Source organism: Gulosibacter chungangensis, from assembly GCF_008831155.1.
GTDB classification, from domain to species: Bacteria; Actinomycetota; Actinomycetes; order Actinomycetales; family Microbacteriaceae; genus Gulosibacter; species Gulosibacter chungangensis.
Genome location: NZ_WBKB01000006.1, coordinates 83,610 through 104,041, shown reverse-complemented (window position 1 = coordinate 104,041; position 20,432 = coordinate 83,610). Strand labels below are relative to the sequence as shown.

At 63.9% G+C, this 20,432-nt stretch carries 19 protein-coding genes and 1 pseudogene; 12 read left to right on the top strand and 8 right to left on the bottom strand.

Annotation, left to right across the window (positions count from 1 at the left end; genetic code table 11):
- The first annotated feature begins 7 nt into the window (after positions 1-7).
- Positions 8-1,138, top strand: a complete 1,131-nt coding sequence (locus F8O05_RS10335; RefSeq protein ID WP_158052671.1) for a DsbA family protein — start codon at positions 8-10, stop codon at positions 1,136-1,138.
- Between the two features lie 115 nt (positions 1,139-1,253).
- On the opposite strand, the gene purD is transcribed toward F8O05_RS10335, so the two are convergent.
- Positions 1,254-3,635, bottom strand: coding sequence for a phosphoribosylamine--glycine ligase (gene purD / locus F8O05_RS10330; RefSeq protein WP_158052670.1), 2,382 nt, complete (start codon positions 3,633-3,635; stop codon positions 1,254-1,256).
- Positions 3,636-3,671: 36 nt separating this feature from the next.
- On the opposite strand from purD, the gene F8O05_RS10325 reads away from it, so the two are divergent.
- The gene (locus F8O05_RS10325) at positions 3,672-4,148 is read left to right on the top strand and encodes a sterol carrier family protein (RefSeq protein ID WP_158052669.1); all 477 of its coding nucleotides are present in this window, start codon (positions 3,672-3,674) and stop codon (positions 4,146-4,148) included.
- Between the two features lie 168 nt (positions 4,149-4,316).
- On the top strand, positions 4,317-4,808 hold the full coding sequence (locus F8O05_RS10320) for an ABC transporter permease family protein (protein ID WP_158052668.1): 492 nt from the start codon (positions 4,317-4,319) through the stop codon (positions 4,806-4,808).
- Between the two features lie 299 nt (positions 4,809-5,107).
- Here F8O05_RS10320 and purF read toward each other — a convergent pair whose 3' ends face one another.
- Complete coding sequence (gene purF, locus F8O05_RS10315; RefSeq protein ID WP_158052667.1) at positions 5,108-6,562, bottom strand: amidophosphoribosyltransferase; 1,455 nt, start codon at positions 6,560-6,562, stop codon at positions 5,108-5,110.
- Positions 6,563-6,591: 29 nt separating this feature from the next.
- On the opposite strand from purF, the gene F8O05_RS15180 reads away from it, so the two are divergent.
- The 4 genes from F8O05_RS15180 (at position 6,592) to F8O05_RS10300 (ending at position 9,424) form a co-directional block, all read left to right on the top strand.
- The gene (locus F8O05_RS15180; protein WP_263970300.1) at positions 6,592-6,726 is read left to right on the top strand and encodes a hypothetical protein; all 135 of its coding nucleotides are present in this window, start codon (positions 6,592-6,594) and stop codon (positions 6,724-6,726) included.
- Between the two features lie 138 nt (positions 6,727-6,864).
- Entirely contained in the window at positions 6,865-7,632 is a 768-nt protein-coding gene (locus F8O05_RS10310) for a tyrosine-protein phosphatase (RefSeq protein WP_158052666.1), read from the top strand.
- Between the two features lie 260 nt (positions 7,633-7,892).
- Entirely contained in the window at positions 7,893-9,002 is a 1,110-nt protein-coding gene (gene purM, locus F8O05_RS10305; protein WP_225735847.1) for a phosphoribosylformylglycinamidine cyclo-ligase, read from the top strand.
- A gap of 98 nt (positions 9,003-9,100) precedes the next feature.
- Positions 9,101-9,424 (top strand): hypothetical protein, encoded by a 324-nt coding sequence (locus F8O05_RS10300; RefSeq protein ID WP_158052664.1) that lies wholly within the window; start codon positions 9,101-9,103, stop codon positions 9,422-9,424.
- Between the two features lie 73 nt (positions 9,425-9,497).
- Here the strand turns inward: F8O05_RS10300 and F8O05_RS10295 are convergent, their stop codons facing one another.
- Entirely contained in the window at positions 9,498-9,878 is a 381-nt protein-coding gene (locus F8O05_RS10295; RefSeq protein WP_158052663.1) for an SdpI family protein, read from the bottom strand.
- Positions 9,879-9,892: 14 nt separating this feature from the next.
- Positions 9,893-10,108: a DUF3073 domain-containing protein gene (locus F8O05_RS10290; protein WP_158052662.1), complete on the bottom strand. Its 216-nt coding sequence runs from the start codon at positions 10,106-10,108 to the stop codon at positions 9,893-9,895.
- Positions 10,109-10,320: 212 nt separating this feature from the next.
- Here F8O05_RS10290 and F8O05_RS10285 point away from each other — a divergent pair, with 212 nt between their 5' ends.
- Positions 10,321-11,454, top strand: coding sequence for an NAD(P)-binding domain-containing protein (locus tag F8O05_RS10285; RefSeq protein ID WP_158052661.1), 1,134 nt, complete (start codon positions 10,321-10,323; stop codon positions 11,452-11,454).
- Between the two features lie 12 nt (positions 11,455-11,466).
- Here F8O05_RS10285 and F8O05_RS10280 read toward each other — a convergent pair whose 3' ends face one another.
- From F8O05_RS10280 to F8O05_RS10265, 4 genes are all read right to left on the bottom strand, one after another.
- Positions 11,467-11,838: a CrcB family protein gene (locus tag F8O05_RS10280; RefSeq protein ID WP_192497131.1), complete on the bottom strand. Its 372-nt coding sequence runs from the start codon at positions 11,836-11,838 to the stop codon at positions 11,467-11,469.
- On the bottom strand, positions 11,835-12,365 hold the full coding sequence (locus F8O05_RS10275) for a CrcB family protein (protein ID WP_158052659.1): 531 nt from the start codon (positions 12,363-12,365) through the stop codon (positions 11,835-11,837). The genes F8O05_RS10280 and F8O05_RS10275 overlap by 4 nt, the downstream gene beginning before the upstream one ends.
- Before the next feature lie 139 nt (positions 12,366-12,504).
- Positions 12,505-13,392: a helix-turn-helix transcriptional regulator gene (locus F8O05_RS10270; RefSeq protein WP_158052658.1), complete on the bottom strand. Its 888-nt coding sequence runs from the start codon at positions 13,390-13,392 to the stop codon at positions 12,505-12,507.
- Positions 13,389-14,708, bottom strand: a complete 1,320-nt coding sequence (locus F8O05_RS10265) for a DUF4097 family beta strand repeat-containing protein (RefSeq protein ID WP_158052657.1) — start codon at positions 14,706-14,708, stop codon at positions 13,389-13,391. Before F8O05_RS10265 ends, F8O05_RS10270 begins: the two co-directional genes overlap by 4 nt.
- A gap of 166 nt (positions 14,709-14,874) precedes the next feature.
- On the opposite strand from F8O05_RS10265, the gene F8O05_RS10260 reads away from it, so the two are divergent.
- The 4 genes and pseudogenes from F8O05_RS10260 (at position 14,875) to F8O05_RS15375 (ending at position 20,225) form a co-directional block, all read left to right on the top strand.
- A complete protein-coding gene (locus F8O05_RS10260) occupies positions 14,875-18,147 on the top strand; it encodes an efflux RND transporter permease subunit (protein WP_158052656.1) in 3,273 nt (1,090 codons plus the stop codon).
- Positions 18,148-18,205: 58 nt separating this feature from the next.
- Entirely contained in the window at positions 18,206-18,373 is a 168-nt protein-coding gene (locus F8O05_RS14815) for a hypothetical protein (protein WP_192497130.1), read from the top strand.
- A gap of 214 nt (positions 18,374-18,587) precedes the next feature.
- A pseudogene (locus tag F8O05_RS15380) lies at positions 18,588-19,640 on the top strand (DEAD/DEAH box helicase); the annotation flags it as partial.
- Positions 19,629-20,225, top strand: coding sequence for a helicase-related protein (locus F8O05_RS15375; protein WP_449727776.1), 597 nt, complete (start codon positions 19,629-19,631; stop codon positions 20,223-20,225). The pseudogene F8O05_RS15380 and the gene F8O05_RS15375, both read left to right, overlap by 12 nt.
- The last annotated feature ends 207 nt before the right edge of the window (positions 20,226-20,432 follow it).

Below are 20,432 nucleotides of genomic sequence, written 5' to 3'. Positions count from 1 at the left end.
TTTAGTCATGAACCAACCCGACGCGAATCAGCCCTCGCCGTACGAGATTGTCAATAACCCGGCATCCGCCGACTGGCAACTCGGTCAGGCCGCCAGCCAAGCTCCCGAACTGCAGCCGCAGATCGCCGCCCATCCCGGCGCATCCGACAACCTGCTGCACTGGTTGACGCAGCAGGGGACTCCGCAAGGCCAAGCAGCGGCTCGGCAGGCACTCGCGAATCGCGGTGTGGGCGGCGGCTACGGGCAGGGGGCACCAGGTGCCTCGGAATCCCTCGGCACGTCGGGTTCGGTCGGTGGAAGTGCTGGTGCCGGATACGGACCTGGTGCTGGCCCTGGTTTCGGGGACGGGGCAGGCGCTGGTCCCGCCCCGAAAAAATCAAAAACCGGCCTGATCATCGGGATCATTGCCGGCGGCACTGTGGTGGTGCTCGGCCTCGTGATCGGTGGAATTTTCATCTTCCGGGGCTTGTTTGCGGCGATGGACTCCGACCCGGTGGTGGAAGACGATTCATCCGCAGCCGAGTCAACCGAGGTTGCCCCAAGTGACAGCGGGATCCCCGATTCCTCTGGCGATGTCGAACTCGAGACCTCGCAGGGGGAGACCGTTTCGGTGCCGATTGAAGCGTCAGGAGACGGCGTGCTCGTCGGGTTTGCGGATGCTCCCGTCACACTCGACTACTACTTCGATTTCTCGTGCCCGCACTGCGTGGACTACCACGGGGCAATGGGCGAAGCGTTCCAGACCGGCATCGCGGATGGCGACATTCAGGTGCGCTATCACATGATCAATATCGTCAGCGAATACGGGACACTTGCGGGTGCAGCAACTGCCGCCACGGTCCAGTACGAACCGAAACAATTCTTCACGGTGATGGACGCGCTCTTCGCGATCCCGAACTCGGAGCAGTCGAGCATGGACCGCACCGAGTATGCGCTGGCGGTTGAGGACGCTGGCGTGGAGTCTGCCGACGTGTATGCCGTCATCGAGGGCGGCAACTACGAGGACTGGATCCTTAGCAGTACGGATCAGGCGCTCGGTGACGGTGTAGGCGGCACGCCATGGCTCGCGCAGGACGGCGAGCAGGTCTCGCCGCTGCCGAATACGCTGGCTGAGCTGCAGAGTCTCGCTAGCAAGTAGAAGTTTTACGTTTCCATGCCGAAGTCGGGGGTCGGACGTCGTATAAGACGTCCGACCCCCGATTTCTGCAGCGTTAGATAACTCTCTCGATACGCCTGCGGCTACTCGGGAACCTCTAGCTCGCGAGGCGCTCGAGCAGCTCCTGATAGCGGGCTACCGTGCGCTCAACGATCTCGGCGGGAAGCTCCGGCGGAGTGCCCTCGCCGTCCCAGTTCTCGCGCAGCCAGTTGCGGACGATCTGCTTGTCGAAGGAGGACAGGCGCTCGGCAAACGGCAGCTCCAGGTTCGAGTACAGCGATGCATCCCAGTAGCGCGAAGAATCCGAAGTGAGCACCTCGTCGGCGAGCGTGATCTGACCGGTCGCAGGGTCAACGCCAAACTCGAACTTCGTGTCGGCGAGGATCACGCCGCGCTCGGCGGCACGCTGGCTCGCCACCGCAAAGATCTGCAGCGACAGGTCGCGAAGTGCGGCAGCCGCATCCGCCCCGATCAGCTCAACCACACGCTCGAAAGAAATGTTCTCATCGTGCTCACCCTGCGGCGCCTTGTAGGCGGGGGTGAAAATCGGCTCCGGAAGCTGATCGCCATCGCGCAGCCCCTCGGGCAGCGGCACACCGCAAACGGTGCCGGTGGCTTCATATTCCTTGAGCCCCGAACCCGTGAGATAGCCGCGCACTACACACTCCACCGGGAACATCTCCAGCTTTGCCACGCGCATTGAGCGCGCCGAAATCTCGGCGGGAAGTTCAGCATCCCAACCCTCCGGCTCGCGAAGGTGGTTGGGTACCTCGAGCTGATCAAACCACCAGCGGCTCAGCTTCGTGAGCAGCTCACCCTTGCCGGGAATCTCCGGCTCGAGAATGTGGTCGAAGGCCGAAACGCGGTTGCTCGCCACCACGAGCAGCGCATCCGCGTCCGTCTCAGACTCGTAGACCTCGCGCACCTTGCCCGAGTAGACGTGACGCCAACCGGTCAGCGCACGAGTTGCGTGAATCGACTCGAGGCCAAAGGCGCGCTGCGCCGCAATCTGTGCAGCGATCGGGGTGTCCTCGAGCGAAGGCGACGACCCGGTGTCGGTGGACGCATCGGTCACCTCAAGTGCACCGGTGGATTCCTCCGGGGCAATCGGCATCGCCTGAAAGGCCTGCTCAGCCATCTCATTGGCTGCGCGCTCAGACTCGCCGGCCTGCGCATCCGTGATCTGCCCCTCGCGCGCGAGGATTGAATTTTGCAGGGCAGCGCCAGTCTGGGCGATATCGGTGCGGAACTGGCCGCCATCGAGACTGATCTGTGCCATTGCCTCATAGGCGCGGCGACGGGCCTCCTGCAAGGTGCCGCCCTGGCCGACCACGTTGAGCACCCGACCACCGGTGGCGGTGATGCCCTCCTCATTCGCGCCGGTCGCGGCGTGGAAGATCAGCGCGCCGGTCGCGGCAGCAGCATCCAGCCCCGAGATCGGGCGGCCGGAACGAACCTTGTCCGGGTATCCCTCGGAGGCAAGCACGACCGTGACGGCCGACTTATCAGCGACTTGCAGCTCGGTCGCGTGCTGGTCGAGGGTGCCGGCGCCGGATGCATACAGCAGCGGCGAGAGCGGCTCGGCCAGGCGCTGCAACACGACCTGGGTCTCCGGGTCACCGAAGCGCGCGTTGAATTCGATCACGCGGATGCCCGCGGCCGTGACGATCAGACCGCAGTAGAGGAGCCCCTGGAAGGGGTTGCCGTTCTCGCGCATGGTGTCGACCACGGGCTGCGCGACGGTGCGGACGACCTCGTCCATGAACGCGCGCTCGCCACCGAAGCGATCCTCGAGGAAAGGTACCGGGGTGTAGGCCCCCATGCCGCCGGTGTTGGGTCCGGCATCATCGTTGTGGAGGCGCTTGAAGTCTTGCGCCGGCGGCAGTGCGCGAACGGTGTTGCCGTCCGCGATGCAGAAGAGTGAGACCTCGAGGCCGTCGAGGAATTCTTCGACGAGCACCGGGCCGTGGGCGAGCCAGTGTTCCGCGTGGCGCAGCGCGTCATTGCGGTCGGAGGTGACCATGACGCCCTTGCCCGAAGCGAGCCCGTCAGCCTTCACCACATAAGGTGCGCCGAACTGGTCGAGCGTTGCCGCGACGTCGGCGAGCTCGTGGAGCAGCCGTGCGCCACCGGTGGGAACCCCCGCCTGCTGCATGATTTCCTTCGCGAAGGTCTTGGAACCCTCGAGCTGCGCGGCGGCCTTTGACGGGCCGAACACGGTGATGCCCTTCGCGCGCACGGCGTCCGCGACACCCGCGACCAGCGGAGCCTCGGGCCCGATCACCACGAGGTCGATCTGCTCATCTTCGGCAAATTCGGCAATGAGGTCGGGGTTCGTCTGGTCGATGCGAATACGGCTGGCCTCGGTCTCCATGCCAATGTTGCCGGGCGCCACGATCAGTTCGTGGGTACCCTCGCTGGCGAGGGAGCTGAGGATGGCGTGCTCACGTGCGCCGGAGCCAAGTACGAGAATCTTCACGGGCACTAGGCTACCGGTCGTCGAAGGGATTGTCGGATGGCACGAGCGAAAATTGCGGATGCGGTGGGCCAGCAGGCTGTTCGGGAGTGGCTTTCTGCCCAGTCGGTTGGGGATGCTGAGGGTGCTGGTGCTGGTGCTGGTGCTGGTGCTGGTGCTGTCGGGCGTGCGGATGGCGCTGCGGTTGGTGCTGGTGCTCGCGCGAATGGTGCTGCCGTTGGTGTTCCCCGAACGGTGCTGGCCACGGCGGTGCGATACACGCTGCAACTCCTCGCCGAGAAAGTGCCGGGGCATGCGGTGGAAGTACGGGTGCCGCCGTTTGGTGCGGTGCAGTGTGTTGAGGGCCCTGGCCACACACGAGGTACCCCGCCGAACGTGACCGAAATGCCAGCTGACCTCTGGCTGGGTCTTGCTACCGGTACCTTGAGTTGGGACGCAGCGCTTGCGACCGGCAAGCTGCACGCTTCCGGTGTGCGCGCCAACGTCTCCTTCGCGCTGCCAGTAATTCGGCCGTAGGAATTGACGTGGAGGGCGGGTTTCCCCGATTTAGTTTTGCGCGACTCCGCCCAGAGAGTGTTTGGGGTAAATGCACCTCGAAGGGGCCGCACATGGAGTCGTACAAAATCCAAACCGGCGGAGGCGCCCCGAAAATTCGGCGTACTAATAAATGAGACAATGTTTCCTATGTCTACTGACCCCGCAGCGACCGAGCCGAATGACCCCGACCAGCCCCGCATCCGCAAGCCGGAAGACTTTACGGTGGCTGAAGTGCGGCGGGGAATTCGCCTGCAGGGGTGGCTCACGCTCGGAATTGTGCTCGGCCTGGTGCTGAGCTTTATCTTTGCGATGTTCCTGCCCGAGCACGAAGAGTTTTCGCGCGGTCAGGTGCTCGGCTTCCTCGCGGTGTTCCTCACTGCGCTAGTCGTGGTGATTACCCTCGCGATCGGGCTAATTGTGAACTTCTTCATGGTTCGCCGCGGCGAACCCCAGCGGGTGCTGCTCGAGCGGGTTCCAGAAGAAGCGGAGGAATTGGGATACGCGCCGGAGACCGAGGAAGAAGCTCTCGACGGTGATCGCGGCGACGTTACGGACAGCCACGGCGATGCTGCCGACGCTCAAAGCGATGCAGCCGAGGGCCACGACGATGCCTCAAGTGACAATAACGGCAGCCGCTAACCGAAACATTTGAGTCGAGCCCGGCCTTGGCATGAGCGAGCCGGGCTTGGCGTGAGCGAGCCGGGTACTTTGCGCTGAGCCGGGTTGATAGAACAACCCGGCTCAGTGCATCCACCCCACCTCGAGGGTTATCGACCCTGGCTCGATAACCGACGAACCCGGCTCGAGGGTCAGCAACCTCGGCTCAGCTCGCAAAAACGCAGAAACACGGTAAAAGACGGTGGCGACTGGCAGTACCGCCAGCCGCCACCAACGACAGCTATCCAAGCGCGCTTGGCGCTGCAGCCAAAACCGGCCCGCTAGGAAATCCGGTTAGCCTCGAGGTAGGCCAGGTACTCGTCCGAGACCGTGCCGGTGACGTACTCGCCGGTGAAGGGCGACATGTCGAGCTCGGTGAGGTCGGTGCCGACGGTGATTGCGTCGAAGAGGTCGTCGACGTCCTGGAAGATGAGCTTGTCCGCGCCGATGACCTTGCAGACCTCTTCGGTGGTGCGAGAAGAGGCGACGAGTTCCGCGCGAGTCGGCATGTTGATGCCGTATACGTGCGGGTATCGCACCGCGGGGGCAGCGGATGCAAAGAACACCTTCTTGGCGCCGGCCGCGCGGGCCATGTCGATGATCTGCTTCGAAGTGGTGCCGCGCACGATCGAGTCGTCCACGAGCAGCACGTTCTTGCCCTCGAATTCACGCTCGAGCGCGTTGAGCTTCTGACGCACCGACTTCTTGCGCACTTCCTGGCCCGGCATGATGAAGGTTCGGCCGACGTACCGATTCTTGTAGAAGCCTTCGCGGTAGGGCAGATCCAGGGTGTGCGCGAGTTGCATGGCCGACGGCCGCGCGGAGTCGGGGATCGGCATGACCACGTCAATTTCGGAGATATCCATCTCCCGTTCGACCTTGCGAGCCAGCTTCTCACCCATGTTGAGCCGGGTGTCGTAGACCGAGATACCGTTCATGACCGAGTCGGGACGAGCGAGATAGACGTATTCGAAGGAGCAGGGCGCAAGTCGCGTTTCAGTAGCGCACTGACGCGAAGTCATCTTGCCAGTGGTGTCGATGAAGATCGCTTCACCCGGCGCCACCTCGCGTTCGACGTCATAGCCGAACGCGGTCAACACCAGCGACTCGGATGCGACCACCCACTCGTCACGCCCATCCTCACCCATCCGTCGGCCCAAAACCAGCGGGCGAATACCGAAGGGGTCGCGGAAGGCGAGCAGCCCGTGACCGGCGATAATCGCGAGTGCCGCGTATGAGCCCTCGACTCGCTTGTGCAGGTTCGCGACTGCGTCGAAGATGACGTCCGTGGTGAGGTCCGCGCCGCTGATCGACTGCTGGAGTTCGTTTGCAAGCACATTGAGGAGCAACTCCGTGTCGCTCGAGGAATTAAGGTGCCGGCGGTCCACCCGGAAGAGTTCGTCAGTGAGCTCGCGGGTGTTCGTGAGGTTGCCGTTGTGGACGAGCAGGATGCCGTAGGGCGCGTTCACGTAGAACGGCTGCACCTCGTCTTCGGTGCTGGCGCCCGAAGTCGCGTAGCGAACGTGGCCGATGCCGACGTTGCCAATCAGTGTGCGCATGTCACGGGTGCGGTAGGCCTCGCGGACCTGGCCGCTGCGCTTGACGGTGTGGAAGGTGTCACCCGCCGCAGTAGCGATGCCGGTGGAGTCTTGACCGCGGTGCTGCAGGAGCAGGAGCGAGTCGTAGATTTGCTGGTTAACGGGGGATGAAGAGACGTGACCGACGATGCCGCACACGGTTGATGGTGCTCCCTTGGCTGAAGAATTTGGGACAGTTCACCATTCTGTCACTTCCCGGCCTACTCGGGTACCAGCTTTCGCAGCTGATTGCTGTCGCGGATGCGGCGAAGCGGGGTGGTGCGACGCCGACCCGTGCTTATTACGCCGAGCCGGGCTGTTAGAACACCCCGGGCCAGTCGGAGCGACCCGACTTGGCGCGCAAGGCACCCGGCTCGGCGCGCGAGTCGCCCGGTTCGGATGCGCTGCTCGCGTTCGGTGCGCGGGGTGTCGGTTGAGGTTGGGGCAGGCAGAATGGTGGGATGGAACATCGAAAGCTGAGCTGGGACGGTTTCTATAACGCGCGGGATCTCGGCGGCTTGCCGCGCATTGGCGGCGGGGAAACCAAGTTTGGCCGTTTCGCGCGTTCGGCTGACCTGCGGTTTGCGACGGATGATGGGCTCGAGGCCCTGGGTACGAGCGGCTTCCAGACGGTGCTGGATTTGCGCAACGACTTCGAGACGCGGCTCAAACCGCGCAATGAGAATGAAGCTCAGGCAAATGCTCACAGAGTTCCACCGTCGCCGGAGGCACCACTGCCGGATGGGGTGTTCGGTGTACGGGTGCCATTGGATGCGACCGGAGACATCGAGTTTTGGAAACGGTTGGCTGCCGAGGGCCGGCTCGGGTCGCCGCGTTTTTTCGGACCGGTGATCAAAGAGCAACCGCATCGGGTGGTTGCGGTGTTGCGCGCGATTGCGGCGTCGCCAGGAGGCGTGCTGTTTCACTGCGCGATTGGCCGGGACCGTACGGGGCTGTTGACATTCGCTCTGCTCGCGCTCGCGGAGGTTGAGCCCTCGGCAATTGCGGCCGACTATGCGGTGAGTGCTCGTGAGCTTGGACCGTTCTTCCAGCGCCTCGATTTTCCGGATCGCGCAGAAGCAATCGCCGCCCGTCTCGCCGAACAGGGATACACGATCGAATCGGCCGTGGTCGAACAGCTCGAAGAGTTCGACCCCTGGGCGGACCTCATCGATGCCGGCATGACAGAAGCCGAGCTGATCGCCATCCGCTCCCGCCTCGTCGACTGACCTCTGTGCCCCGCGAGGCTGAGCAACCTCGAGCTCGCCTATCGCCGAGACAGGTCGCAATCGCCGAGCCGGGTTGTTTGAACACCCCGTCTCGGTGCGATCGGCACGGCTCGAGGAGGCGGAGGCCCGGCTGGGTGAGATAGCAACGGCGCTACTCGGGAACCGTCCCTCGATACGCCTACGGCTACTCGGGAACCGACTAGGCTTAGCGGCAGTGTTTTATGACGAGAAACCTCGGTTTCTCGACGAGAGGAGTGGCCGTGGCCGAAGAACGCGACCTGTACGCATCCGCCGGTGTCGACACCCGAGCTGGCGACCACGCCGTTGAACTCATGAAGAAGGCCGTGCAGGCAACGCACGGCCCCGAGGTGCTCGGCGGGTTTGGCGGGTTCGCGGGTCTGTTTGACGGCTCGAAGCTGCTCGGGATGCGCAAGCCGCTGCTCGCGACCTCGACCGACGGTGTGGGCACCAAGGTCGCGATCGCGCAGGCCATCGACAAGCACGACACGATCGGCCAGGATCTCGTCGGTATGGTCGTCGACGACATCATCGTCGTGGGCGCCGAGCCGCTGTTCATGACCGACTACATCGCGTGCGGAAGAGTCGTCCCCGAGCGCATCGCCGCGATTGTCGAAGGTATCGCAAAGGCCTGCGCCGCGACGGGCACCGCACTGACCGGTGGCGAGACCGCCGAGCACCCGGGCCTCCTCGGCCCCGACGAATACGACGTCGCCGGTGCGGTCACGGGTGTGGTTGACGCCGACCGCGTGCTCGGCGCCGAGCGGGTCAAGGACGGCGACGTGATCATCTCGCTTGCGGCCTCCGGCTTCCACTCGAACGGCTACTCGCTCGTTCGCCGCATCATCGCAAACAACGGCATCAACTACGCCGACCAGGCAGAAGACTTTGGCCGCAGCTGGGGCGAGCAACTGCTTGAGCCGACCCGGCTCTACACGGGCGAGCTTGTGCGCATCCTTCGCCGCCCCGAACTCGACGGCGCAATTCACGCCTTCTCGCACGTGACCGGCGGCGGCATCGCCGCGAACCTCGCGCGCGTGCTCCCGCAGGGCTCCTGGGTTGAGCTCGACCGCGGTCTGTGGTCACCGCTGCCGGTATTCCGCGTGCTCACCGACCTCGCGGGCGCTCGTCTCGAGGACATGGAAGGCACCTGGAACCTCGGTGTCGGCATGTTCGCGATCGTCGCGGCCGAGCAGGCGGATGCGGTGCTCGCGGCCTGCAAGGAAGAAGGCTTGGACGGTTGGATCGCCGGCAAGGTTTCGACCGCAGCGCGTGATTTCGAAGGCTTTGAACAGGGCGCCAAGGGCGTTGACGGCGGTGCCGTGCGCCTCGTCGGCAGCTACGCGGAGTAATCACCACGTCGACGGACGATGCCAAGCTCGAGCGGGCGGTCGCGGCCATCGAAGCCGCTGATCGCTCGCTGGATCATGCCAAGAAACGCCTGCGTCGGTTGGCAATTTCGGCGAGCGTGATCATGGTGATCGCTGGGTTCTATGGCGCTCACCTCGCCGCCGCGTATAACTATCGATTTGAGAACTACAGCTGGGCAGGGTCGGCACGAAGCCGCAGCGGTAAGCTCGCGGATTCGATCCGTGACCTGCACTATTGGCTTGCCGATCACGTCAGCGATGGGCTGGTGGTGACGGCGATCGTGGCGTTGTTCGTGATCGCCGCCGCGTGCTTCGTGACGCTGCCAGTGCTCGCCTTGCGCTGGCAAAAGGCGCGGGATGCACACGCGGATGCGGTGGCTGCCGCAGAGGAAACGCTCGACTAGGTGCGTCGGCCAGGATGCGGTTCCAAGCCGTCGGCTGTACGCGCGCGGCCGGTGTGCGTCTCGCGCCTAACGCTTACTTTCGGTTGAGCACGCGCGTCGCGGCGCGATGGCCGACGATGATCTGCGCGAGGGCTCCCGCGATGGTGAAGATGACCGCGAAACCCGCCGCGGTCAAGAACGGTGTGACGGTGCTTCCGGTCGCCATAACCGCGACACCACCAATTGCGGCCAGGCCGTTGAGCACGAGTGCCCACGGCCAGGCCGCGCGGTGTGCGGCGTCCCAAGAGTCCGGTGTCGCCCGAGTCGCATTCGTGCGGATGCCCGCCATAGTGTCGGGTGCGATGCGCCCCAGCACGGCGAGGCGGATCGAGAGGATCGCGGTGAAATTGCCGAGCACGAGAATGAGCCCGAGGACGAATGCGATACCTACCCCGGGTGCTTGGAGCGATTCCATTGAGTCGCTAGAACTTACGCAAAACGACGGTGGTCGTAGTCTTCAGCGTCCTCTTCGGCGGATTCGTCGTCGAGGTATTCAGACCATTTCGAAAGCTCGTCTTCTTCGTGCGAAGCAGGCGAAGAGCCCTGCAGTTCACGCTGCAATTGCTCGTAGTTCGTCTCGGGAACGTTGTACTTCAACTCCCGAGCGACCTTCGTGTGCTTTGCCTTCTGACGGCCACGCCCCATATGCGTAACCCCCTCAATAGCTCGCGGGCCGGTCGAGCCATGAGTCAACCGGCCACCAATGATGATGAAATCCTTGAGCGCGAGTTTACCATGACGACACGTTGCGACGGTGTTTGCGAACCGATGCCCAGTATCCTCAATATTGGATCCGGTGGAGCCTCAAGGTCGTGCGGTTGCACTCTGTCCCCTCAACGAATCAAATAAGGAATCCGATGTCCGAATTGCAGCGAATCGACACCGTTGTGATTGGCGCGGGCGCTGCCGGGCTCACCGCAGCATATTCGTTGAAAGCACTGGGTCAGCAGCCGCTGCGGGATTTCATCGTGTTGGATGCGCAGCCCGGGCCGGGTGGGACATGGCGCCAAGCCTGGGATTTCTACACGGTCGAGCAAGGGCTGCGCAGCGGTGAACTCGTAGATCTGGCCGGGCAAGCGGAGATCGGGTTGAGCTTTGAGGATGTCGATCCCGCGTCGCTCACCCGTGACGTGGTGCCTCAGATTTGGCGCGGTTATGAGGATGCCTATGACCTCTATATTGCGCATTCTTTGCGTGTGGTGCGGGTGGATGCGCACCCGCGACGGCCGGAGCTTCGGGTGCTGGTTGAGCATCCCGATGGCCGACGCACGACCATTGAAACCCTCGTGCTGATTAATGCGACTGGCACTTGGACGACTCCGTTCGTGCCCTGGTATCGCGGGCTCAACAGCTTCAAGGGCGAGAAGGTGCACGCGCAATTGATCGATAGTTTGCGCGGGTATGTGGGCAAGCGCGTGCTGGTCGTCGGTGGCGGCCGAACTTCGGTGTCGATTGTGCTTGAGCTCGAACGGCTCGGAGTAGTGCCGATGTGGTCGACCCGTCGCGAGCCTGATTTTCATCGACCACCGCGATTCACCATCCACGGCGAGAGTCGCTTGACAGTCGGCCAGTTGGGGTTGGCGTCACGCCGCCGCGTGCAGCGACTGGCGGCGCGGGGAAAACCGATGCCGAGCGATGTGTCGGTGCGGGGGTTGCCGATGACTCGCGAGGTGTTCGACGCGATCCGCCGCGGGACGCTGCAGTCGCGTGGGCCGATTACCCGCTTCACCGAGTTCGGTGTGGAGTTTTGTGACGGTACGACTGAACCCGTCGACGTGGTGATCTGGGCAACCGGTGGCCGCGAATCGGCGCGGCACCTGGCGCCGCTGCACTTGCGGGATGCGGGCGGGACGCCCAAGATCAGCGGCAGTTGGTCGCGACGGGATGAACGGGTGGCGTTCCTTGGGTATGGCCCCGGTATTGAGACGGAGGAAGCCCTCGATGAGGCAATTGAGGTCAGTGAGGATGTGATTGACCGCCTCGTGGGGTAGGAGCGGGGATTACTACTGCGGGGGCATCGTGAACAGGAGCGCTCCGGCGATCGCGAAGAGTACGGCGACGGCGAGCTGACCGACGGAGTACCAGAGCGCCTGCCAGGGCTTACCTGACTGTGCGAGCCGAACAATGTCGAGGCTGACGGTGCCGAAGGTCGTGAAGCCGCCGAAGAATCCGGTCGCGAGCCACGCGGCGACGGGGCCTTCTAAGGCAAGCCCCACGGCGATACCCAACCCCATGGACCCCACCACGTTCACCACCGCAATGGCACCAGGGCCCGACCAATTCCCGCGCTCCGTGAGTAGGGTGCTGACGATATAACGGCAAGCCGCGCCAAGCCCACCGAGCACGGCAATGCCCAGAAGAAGTTCAACACTCACGGAGCCACCGCCGTTCCGCCCGGCACAGTCGGGGGCAAGTCGATGTCGCCCGGGCCAGAAGAATCGTTGCCGTGAGACTGGCTGTCTTGGCGCATCCGACCGAGGAGCCAACCGAGCCGAGCAAGCGCAACACCGCCAGCGAGCGAAAAGACCGCGAGTAGCGCGAGTCCCAGGTAGTCCGCGGCGATCACGCGCGACGCAAGATCGAGCGCAAGTGTCGAATACGTGGTGAAGCCGCCAAGAAAACCGGTGCCAAAGAACAGCAGGATGCGCCGGTGCCGGGCGAGGAGCGCGGTGGCGAGCCAGGCGAAGATAAAGGAACCAACAAGGTTGATCGCAAGCACCGTCCAGGACGAGGCATTCGCGGGGAAGAGTTCGATCAGCCCAGCGCGTGTCAGCGCACCGAGCCCACCGCCGACAAACACCAGTCCCGCGTTCCGCAAGAGATCGGGGACTGGTGTCGGTTCGACAACCGGGGTACCTGCCGCGGCCTCCGGTTGTTCGTCAGCTGGTGGTTGAGAACTCACCCCGCCACGCTACTACCGGTGCACGCCTGACTACCAGAGGTCTGGACATGACTGCCAGCGGCACAGACTTGACTACCGCTGGTGCAGTCCTGCACGCAAGCAGCATGGGTGCGGCGGCCAGCAGTTGGCGACTTGGCGACTACCGGTGCACGCGTAGCAGCGAGCCGAGGCGCCGGCGAAGTTCGCGCAGTTGCGTCTCGAGTTCGCTTACGGTGTCCTCGTCCAGGCTGCCGAGCTGATTCGCTTCGCGCGCGTCTTGTCGTAGCTCCATCCGGAACTGCTGCAGCGCAACATCAACCCGACGCACGAACTGGGCGCGCAGCACTGTCGGATCCGGCTCTGGCGCCTGCTCCGATTCTGACGCCTGCCCCGACTCTGGTGCCTGATCGGTATCTGGCGTGGGACCAGGCTCAGCCGTCGGTGCAGAGTCCGGGGCGCTTGCTTGGCCATGTGCTTCGCCAGCCGCATCCCCAGTGGCGCCGACCCGCGTGTGGTCGCGCTGCTCAGCCTGAGCAATGCGTTCATTCGCGGCTTGTTCCGCAGCAGCGACCTTGGCCTCCGCATCCGCCGCGGCCTTCGCCGCGGTCTGCGCTTCGGCGTCTGCTCGCTCGCGGAGCAGTGCCGCCTCGGCAGCCGTACGAGCCTGCGTCGCGATTTGCTCGAGCTCTTCTCGAAGCCCGCGTCGAGCCTGAGCAAGACCAGCGCGTGCCGACTGTGCGACGGTGCGAACCGTATCCGTGCGCTCGGTCGTAATCCGCTCGAAGTCTTCGCGCCGTTCCTCGACTTCTCGGAGCCCTGCCTCGGTAATCGAGTAGACGGTCTTGCGGCCGTCCTGCGTCTTCGTGACCAGGCCCTCCTCCTGCAGCTTCGCGAGCCGCGGGTAGATGGTGCCCGCCGAAGGTGAATAGTCACCCTCAAAGTGGTCGTTGAGGGCATGGATGAGGTCGTAGCCGTGGCGAGGTTCCCTTGCGATGAGGGTCAGCAGCACCAGCCGGAGCTCACCGTGACCGAATACTGGTGGGTTCATCGCTGGTTCTCGCTGTCTGTGTTGGTGCCGTCTGTTGAGTCAGTGCTTGATTCGGCGGTGTTTGACTCGGCAGGGCTTGCTCCCGCAGCGCTCGTAAGGTCTGACTCATCGGTCAGGTTTGCGTTCTGAATCGGCCCGGCAGCGGTGTGCGTTCCCGCGGGTGGAGTGCTGGGGTTGGGGACGTCTGCGGCTCCGGGAATCGGCGGCACGATATTCCCCTCCGGACGCGGCGCCTGCGAGAGATCAATGTTTGGGTTCGGCGGCACGGTCCAGGCAGCGGATTGGGCCTCACCGTCAGCAGTTGCATTGCCCGATGCGTTGGCAGCTGTATTTGCGGATGCATGGGTGGCGTCGCCCGCAGTACCGGTTGCGTCAGCACCAGCACCAGCACCAGCAGCAGCACCAGCACCAGCAGCATCTGCAGTAGCGCCAGTGCCAGCCTCCGCACGCTCGGCGACGGGCAGGCCACCGAGCACGGTGATGCGCCCGGCGACGGTGTTGAGCTTCACCTCGGTGATCGGCTCACCCGGAATCGGCGCTTCGTAGCGGACCATCTTGCCGTACTGCGGCTCAACAATGACGTCGCCGACCTGCGCCTTCGCCGCAACCGTCGCAAACTGGTAGCTCGCATTCGTGGTTTCCGGTAGTCGCACCGTTACGGCGCCCGATACCGATGCGTGCGCAATCGAGCTGGGCGAAGCATCCTCCCCGGCAACGTCGATCACGGTCGAACCGGAAATCGTATTGCCATCGAATCTCGTGATCGGGCCGGTCACGGTGACATCACCCGTCGCGGTGCGGGCCTCGATCGTGCCGCGGTGGCCACGCACGCTCAATTCGCCGCCAGCGGAGGTGAGCTGCAGCTTGCCGGTGGTGCCATCGAGGAAGTGCTCGCCGCCAATTGTGGTGATCGAGATATCGCCATCCACACCGGTCACGAGCACGTCGGCACTGGTCGCCTTGACGTTCACGCTGACGGATTTCGGCATCAGGATGCTCACGGTTGCCTTCGGCGGGTCAACGAGCGTCCGCGCTGAAGCACCGAGCGAGCCCCAGCCAAGCTGTGGGTGGTCGACGATGAGGGTGTCGCCGTCGATCGCGATTTTCATGTCGCGACCGGTCACCGCGGAGACCTCAACCCGAGTGGAGGGGAGGTTGTGGGACATGATGTTGACCGAGCCGCCCATCATGTTAACGCGCACATGGCGCACGAGTTCAAGGTCGATGGTCTTCGGGGTGTCGACATGCCACTGTTCTATGGCCACGGGGTACTCCAGTTCGTCGTTAAAGCCTTCGCTGCGCCAGATTCTTGCCACAAGATCAGGACGGGCAAGCACGTCAACGAAGACGCGATATATCGCGATAATTCACGATATATCGCGAGTTATGATCGAGGCAAGCTTTCGCACTGAGCGGTAGCTGTGCATCCACTGAAATCAACCGCGTGCTGCGTCACACCGTAGAAAGTGACAGGATCAACAGGTGCATCGTCTCGCCCAACTCAGCCTGACCAACCGAGCGCTGATCGCGCTCGTCACGATCACGATTGCCTTTTTCGGGGTGACGTCGATGACTTCGCTCAAGCAGGAGCTCATCCCGTCGATCTCGCTGCCGCAGGTGTCGGTCATCACGACGTACCCCGGCGCATCCCCCGAAATCGTCGATAGCGACGTGACCGGGCCGATCGAATCGGCGCTGCAGGGTCTGCAAGGGCTTGAAGAAACCACCACGGTTTCGAGCGCTGGATCCTCGATGGTCTTCGCGAGCTTCACCTACGGCACCGACATTGTCTATGCCGAGCAGCGCATCCAACAGGCGCTCAATCGCATTGACGGGCAGCTGCCGGAGGACGCTGACTCGAGCGTGATGTCGGGCGGAGTGGATGATCTGCCGGTGATCCAGCTCGCGGTGACCGGTGGTGACCCGATCGAAGTGGCGGAGTACCTGCGCGTGGAGACGGTGGGGGAGCTGCGCTCGCTCGAGGGCGTGCGGGCGGTTGATCTCTACGGCGACCGTTCCGAGCGAATCACGATCACTCCCGATATGGAATCGCTCGTGGCCAACGGGCTGTCGATGGATGCAATTACCGACACCCTTGACAACGCGGGCGTGCTAGTCCCGGCCGGGCAGATCACCGAGGACGGTGAGACCCTCACGGTGCAGGCCGGGCACGTCCTCGAATCCGTGGACGACCTCGCGGAAATGCCGGTGCTCGGAGCCGAGCTCGGCGCCGACGGTGAGGTCGTAACGCTTGCCGATGTCGCCGACGTGGAACGCAATTACGCCCCGGTCGCCTCGATCTCGCGCGTGAACGGTGAGGACGCGCTGACCCTCTCGATCACGAAACGGCCGGATGCAAATACGGTTGAGGTTTCGGAGACGGTCGTGGCGGCGCTGCCTGACCTCGAAGAAGAACTCAGCGCGGCGACCGGTGATGACATCAGCATTATTGTCGGTGTCGACCAGGCACCGTTTATTGTGCAGTCGATCGACACGCTCGTGAACGAGGGGCTGCTGGGGCTGCTCTTCGCGGTGCTGGTGATCTTCGTGTTCCTGCTGTCGATCCGCGCCACCATCATCACCGCGATCTCGATCCCCACCTCGCTGCTGGTCACCTTTATCGGCCTGCAGTTCGCGGGGTATTCGCTCAATATGCTCACCCTCGGGGCGCTCACCATTGCGATCGGTCGCGTGGTGGACGACTCGATCGTGGTGGTCGAAAACATCCGCCGTCACCTTTCGCTGCATCCCACCGCGGCCCTGCGCGGGCGCGAACGAGTGGGCGTGATCGCCGAAGCCGTGCGCGAGGTTGCCTCGGCCGTGACCGCCTCGACCATCTCCACCGTCGCGGTGTACGTGCCGATTATGTTCGTCGCGGATATCACGGGCGAACTCTTCCGACCCTTCGCGTTCACGAGTGCGCTCGCGATGATCGCCTCGCTGATTGTCTCGCTGACGATCGTGCCGGTACTTGGCTACTGGTTCATGGGCGGCTCGAAGGTACGCGGGCTCGTTCCGGCAATGTCGGGTGCGGGTAAGCATGCTGCCGAGACGGATGAATCAGTCGGGCTGGATGCGGCGGCCGAGGAGCAATCTGCGCCGGAATATTTCTCAACCGCCTACGCCCACGTCACTATGGCCGAGCGCGAAGCCGCGCTCGAGCAGGCTGAGGCCGAGCCGCGAAACTGGCTGCAGCGCATCTTTGAACCGGTCCTCGGCGGAGTGATTCGTCACCCCTGGGCGACCCTCGCGGGAGCGTTGCTCGTGCTCATTGGCACCGGCGCGACCGTGCCGCTATTGACCACAAACTTCCTCGGCTCTGCCGGGCAAAATACCTTCACGATTTCTCAGGAGCTCTCGGCCAACGCATCCATCGAGGTGATGAGCGATGAGGCGGCCGAGGTGGAGGCAGTGCTCGACGAGTACGAGGAGATCGAGCTTGTGCAGCTGAGTTACGGCTCCGACCCGCTGCTGGCAATGTTTGGTGGCGGTGCCTCGACCGCGCAGTTCTCGATTACGGTTGACCCGGCCGCCGACGCGGATGCGTTGCAGGCTGAGCTCGTGAAGGTCTTTGAAGCGCGTGAAGACCTGGGTGAGGTCACGGTGGGGTATGCCGGTGGCGGCTTCACCGATGAGGTGACCGTACGAGTCTCGGCGCCCGACCTTGAGGTGCTTGCGGAAGCGGAAGCCCTGGTCGTCCCGGCAATCGCAGGTGTGGAGAACGTCACCCAAGCGGTGAGTGACCTTGACGAGACGCGGCCTTTCGTGCGGCTCGATATTGACCAGGCCACCGCCGCGAGCATGGGGCTGAGCGAGGTTGCGATCGGTGGGCAGATCGCCCAGGCGCTGCAGCCGATTCAAGTCGGGCAAGTAATGCTCGACGGGCAAGCGATGAACATCTACTTCGAGGGTGGCGAAGAACCTCCCACCAGCGTCGCCGAGCTTGAAGACTTGCAGATCCAGGTTGGCGCAAGCACGGTGCCGCTGAGCGACCTCGCCGAGATCGAGGTGGTCGATGGGCCGGTCGCGATCAACGCATCCTCTGGCACCCCGTATGTGGATATCTCGGTGTCGACCGATAGCGCGGACCTCGGTGGCCTGAGTGCCGCGATCGAGGATGCGCTTGCCGACGTCGAGCTGCCGGTTGGTGCATCCGCCGAACTCGCTGGCACCGCGGCCGACCAGCAGGCAGCCTTTGCGCAGCTTGGTCTGGCGCTGCTTGCTGCGATCCTGATCGTCTACATCGTGATGGTCGCGACCTTCAAGAGCCTGCTGCAGCCGTTCCTGCTGTTGATTTCGATTCCCTTCGCCGCGACCGGCGCGATTCTGCTGCAGGTGGCTTCCGGGATTCCGCTCGGGGTGGCTTCGCTGATCGGTGTGCTGATGCTGATCGGTATCGTCGTGACGAATGCGATCGTGCTGGTCGACCTCGTGAACCAGTACCGCGGTCGAGGCCTGACGGTGCGGGAGGCGACCTTTGCGGGTGGTAGTAGGCGTGTCCGGCCGATCATCATGACGGCGCTCGCGACGATTCTTGCCCTCGTGCCGATGGCGATCGGTATCACCGGCCACGGCGGCTTCATTTCGCAGCCGATGGCGATCGTGGTGATCGGCGGTCTGCTGTCCTCGACGCTGTTGACGCTCGTGGTGCTGCCAGCGCTGTACGTCGTCGTCGAAGGTGCGCTCGAGCGGCGCGCGCGGCGTCGAACGGAACGCAACGAGGCAAGGCTCCGAGAGTCGGGGCTGGTGGAGTAGTTCTCGAGACTTTCACGGAAGCAAGCTACCGTCCGGTTTGCAGTCGTACATTCAATTTATGGGCACGGAAGAGGCGAGTCCGGTCGAGGATTCCGATAATGACAAGGCCTGGGGCGAAGAGATAAGTTCGCGCTTCGACGAAGTTATGGGCGGCGAAGTTGAGTTGACGACGTTTGCTCAGACTCGCGCCAAGGCGAGAACGCTCCTGGACGACTTGCGCAGATGACTGAGCTCGAGAAGTAATGATTCTGGCGTTTGCGCATCAACGTCGCGAACCCGGTTATTGGAAGAACCGCCTAGACAATTGATGGCTGCGCCCTGCCAGCATGATGTGAGCGCGGTACCGTTGATAGTTGAGGGAACGCTTGAGCGGCGAGTAACTCGTCGCGAGTGGCGCAACGAGGCAGGCTGCGCGGAACCGGATTGGTGGAATAACCCGAATGGCGAAACGAGGCGGCGGCTACAAGGCGCCCAGGAACTACGACCCGCGCGGAAATGCAGGCAAAGGCGGCAAGGGTCGCGCTGGCAAGGCTGGTACAGGTCGGGCTGGTGCGGGGCGTCCCGCTACTGGTCGGGGCGCAGTAAAGCGGAACGCTGAGTCACGAGATGTCCAGTCGAAGGAGACACGGTCGAAGGATGCACGGTCAAGGGACGCGCAACCACGGGGTGCGGCTTCCCGAGGCGGCGCGTCCAAATCGCCACGCTTGACCCCTGACCGCGAGCCGCGCCCGCGCGTCAAGCCCGAGGCCCGCGAGGAGTCCGCGAAGGCGCGGCCGCGGCGGGAGCGTTCCGGTCAAGGGTCGAACGGGCTCGACGATGCGCGCACCGGGCGGCACGCGGATGAGGTCGTTAGCCGCAAGCCGCTCGAGGATCGCGTCTTCGAGCGACTGGAAGCGAATATCACCACCGCGGCCGATGCCGAGGGCGTCTCCTTCGAAGACCTCGGGCTTGACCCGCGGCTCGTCGAGGCACTCGCGGAAATCGGTGCGGAAGAGCCCTTTCCAATTCAGGTCGCGACGATTCCGGATGCGCTCGGCGGCAAACACGTGCTTGGCCGTGGTCGCACCGGCTCGGGGAAGACGATTGCCTTCGGGGCGGCGCTTGTGCAGCGCCTGTTCTGGATGCACGGCAAGCGGAAAAAGGGCGTCGGTCGCGCGCCCCTCGCGCTGATTCTCGTACCCACCCGCGAACTCGCACTGCAGCTCGACCGGACGATTCAGCCACTCGCCCGGGCCCTCGGCCTGTTCACCACGCAGATCTACGGCGGGGTCGGTTACACGAAACAGAACACCTCGCTCAAGCGGGGTGTGGATATCGTCATCGGTACACCCGGCCGCGTGGAAGACCTCGAACGCCGCGGTCACCTTGACCTCTCACAAATCGCGATCACGGTGCTCGACGAAGCTGATGAGATGAGCGCGATGGGCTTCATCGAACCGGTGGAACGCATCCTCGACCTCACCAAACCCACCGGGCAGCGGATGCTGTTCTCGGCCACGCTCGATGCCGCGGTCCTCGGCCTGGTCGCCGGCTATATGCCGAACCCGGCCGTGCACGAACTCGATGAGGATGCGGTCGGTGAGATCGAGCATCGCGTGCTGATCGTCGAACGTCGCGAACGCGAAGCGGTGCTCGCCCAGCTCGCGGGCTCGGGCGGGCGGGTGCTCATCTTCCGGCGGATGCGTGCCGGTGCGGAAGATCTCGCGGTCGCCTTGCGCACGCACGGGGTGGCGGCGGTGGCGTTGCACGGGGATCTCTCCCAGCCCGAGCGCACCGCGAACCTCGAGCAGTTCACGAATGGCAAGGTAAATGCGCTGGTCGCCACCGACGTGGCCGCGCGCGGAATCCACGTAGACGATGTGCGACTGGTCGTGCAGGCCGATCCACCGGACGAATACAAGACCTACCTGCACCGTGCGGGCCGCACCGGCCGCGCGGGCAACCGCGGCATCGTCGTGACGCTCGTTCAGCCGGGTCGCGAACGCCGGATGATCGAATTGCTCGAACGCGCCGAAATCGATGCGCCGATGATTCCTGCGGGGCCGGGCAGCGCATCCCTCGACGAATTTATGGCATAGCAGGGTCTGCCCAACGAGTAGCGAGCGGGCCCGCTCCCCGAGTAGCGAGCGGGCCCAGTTCCCCGAGTAGCGAAGCATATCGAGGGGTAACCGCGAACTGCTCTCCAAAATTGTGCACGCGATCTCCGGCAAACGAGGGAAATCCGCGGATTCGGTGCCGTCTCTCGGCGCGTCACCGAATCCCATGCACAATTTTGACCATGGCCT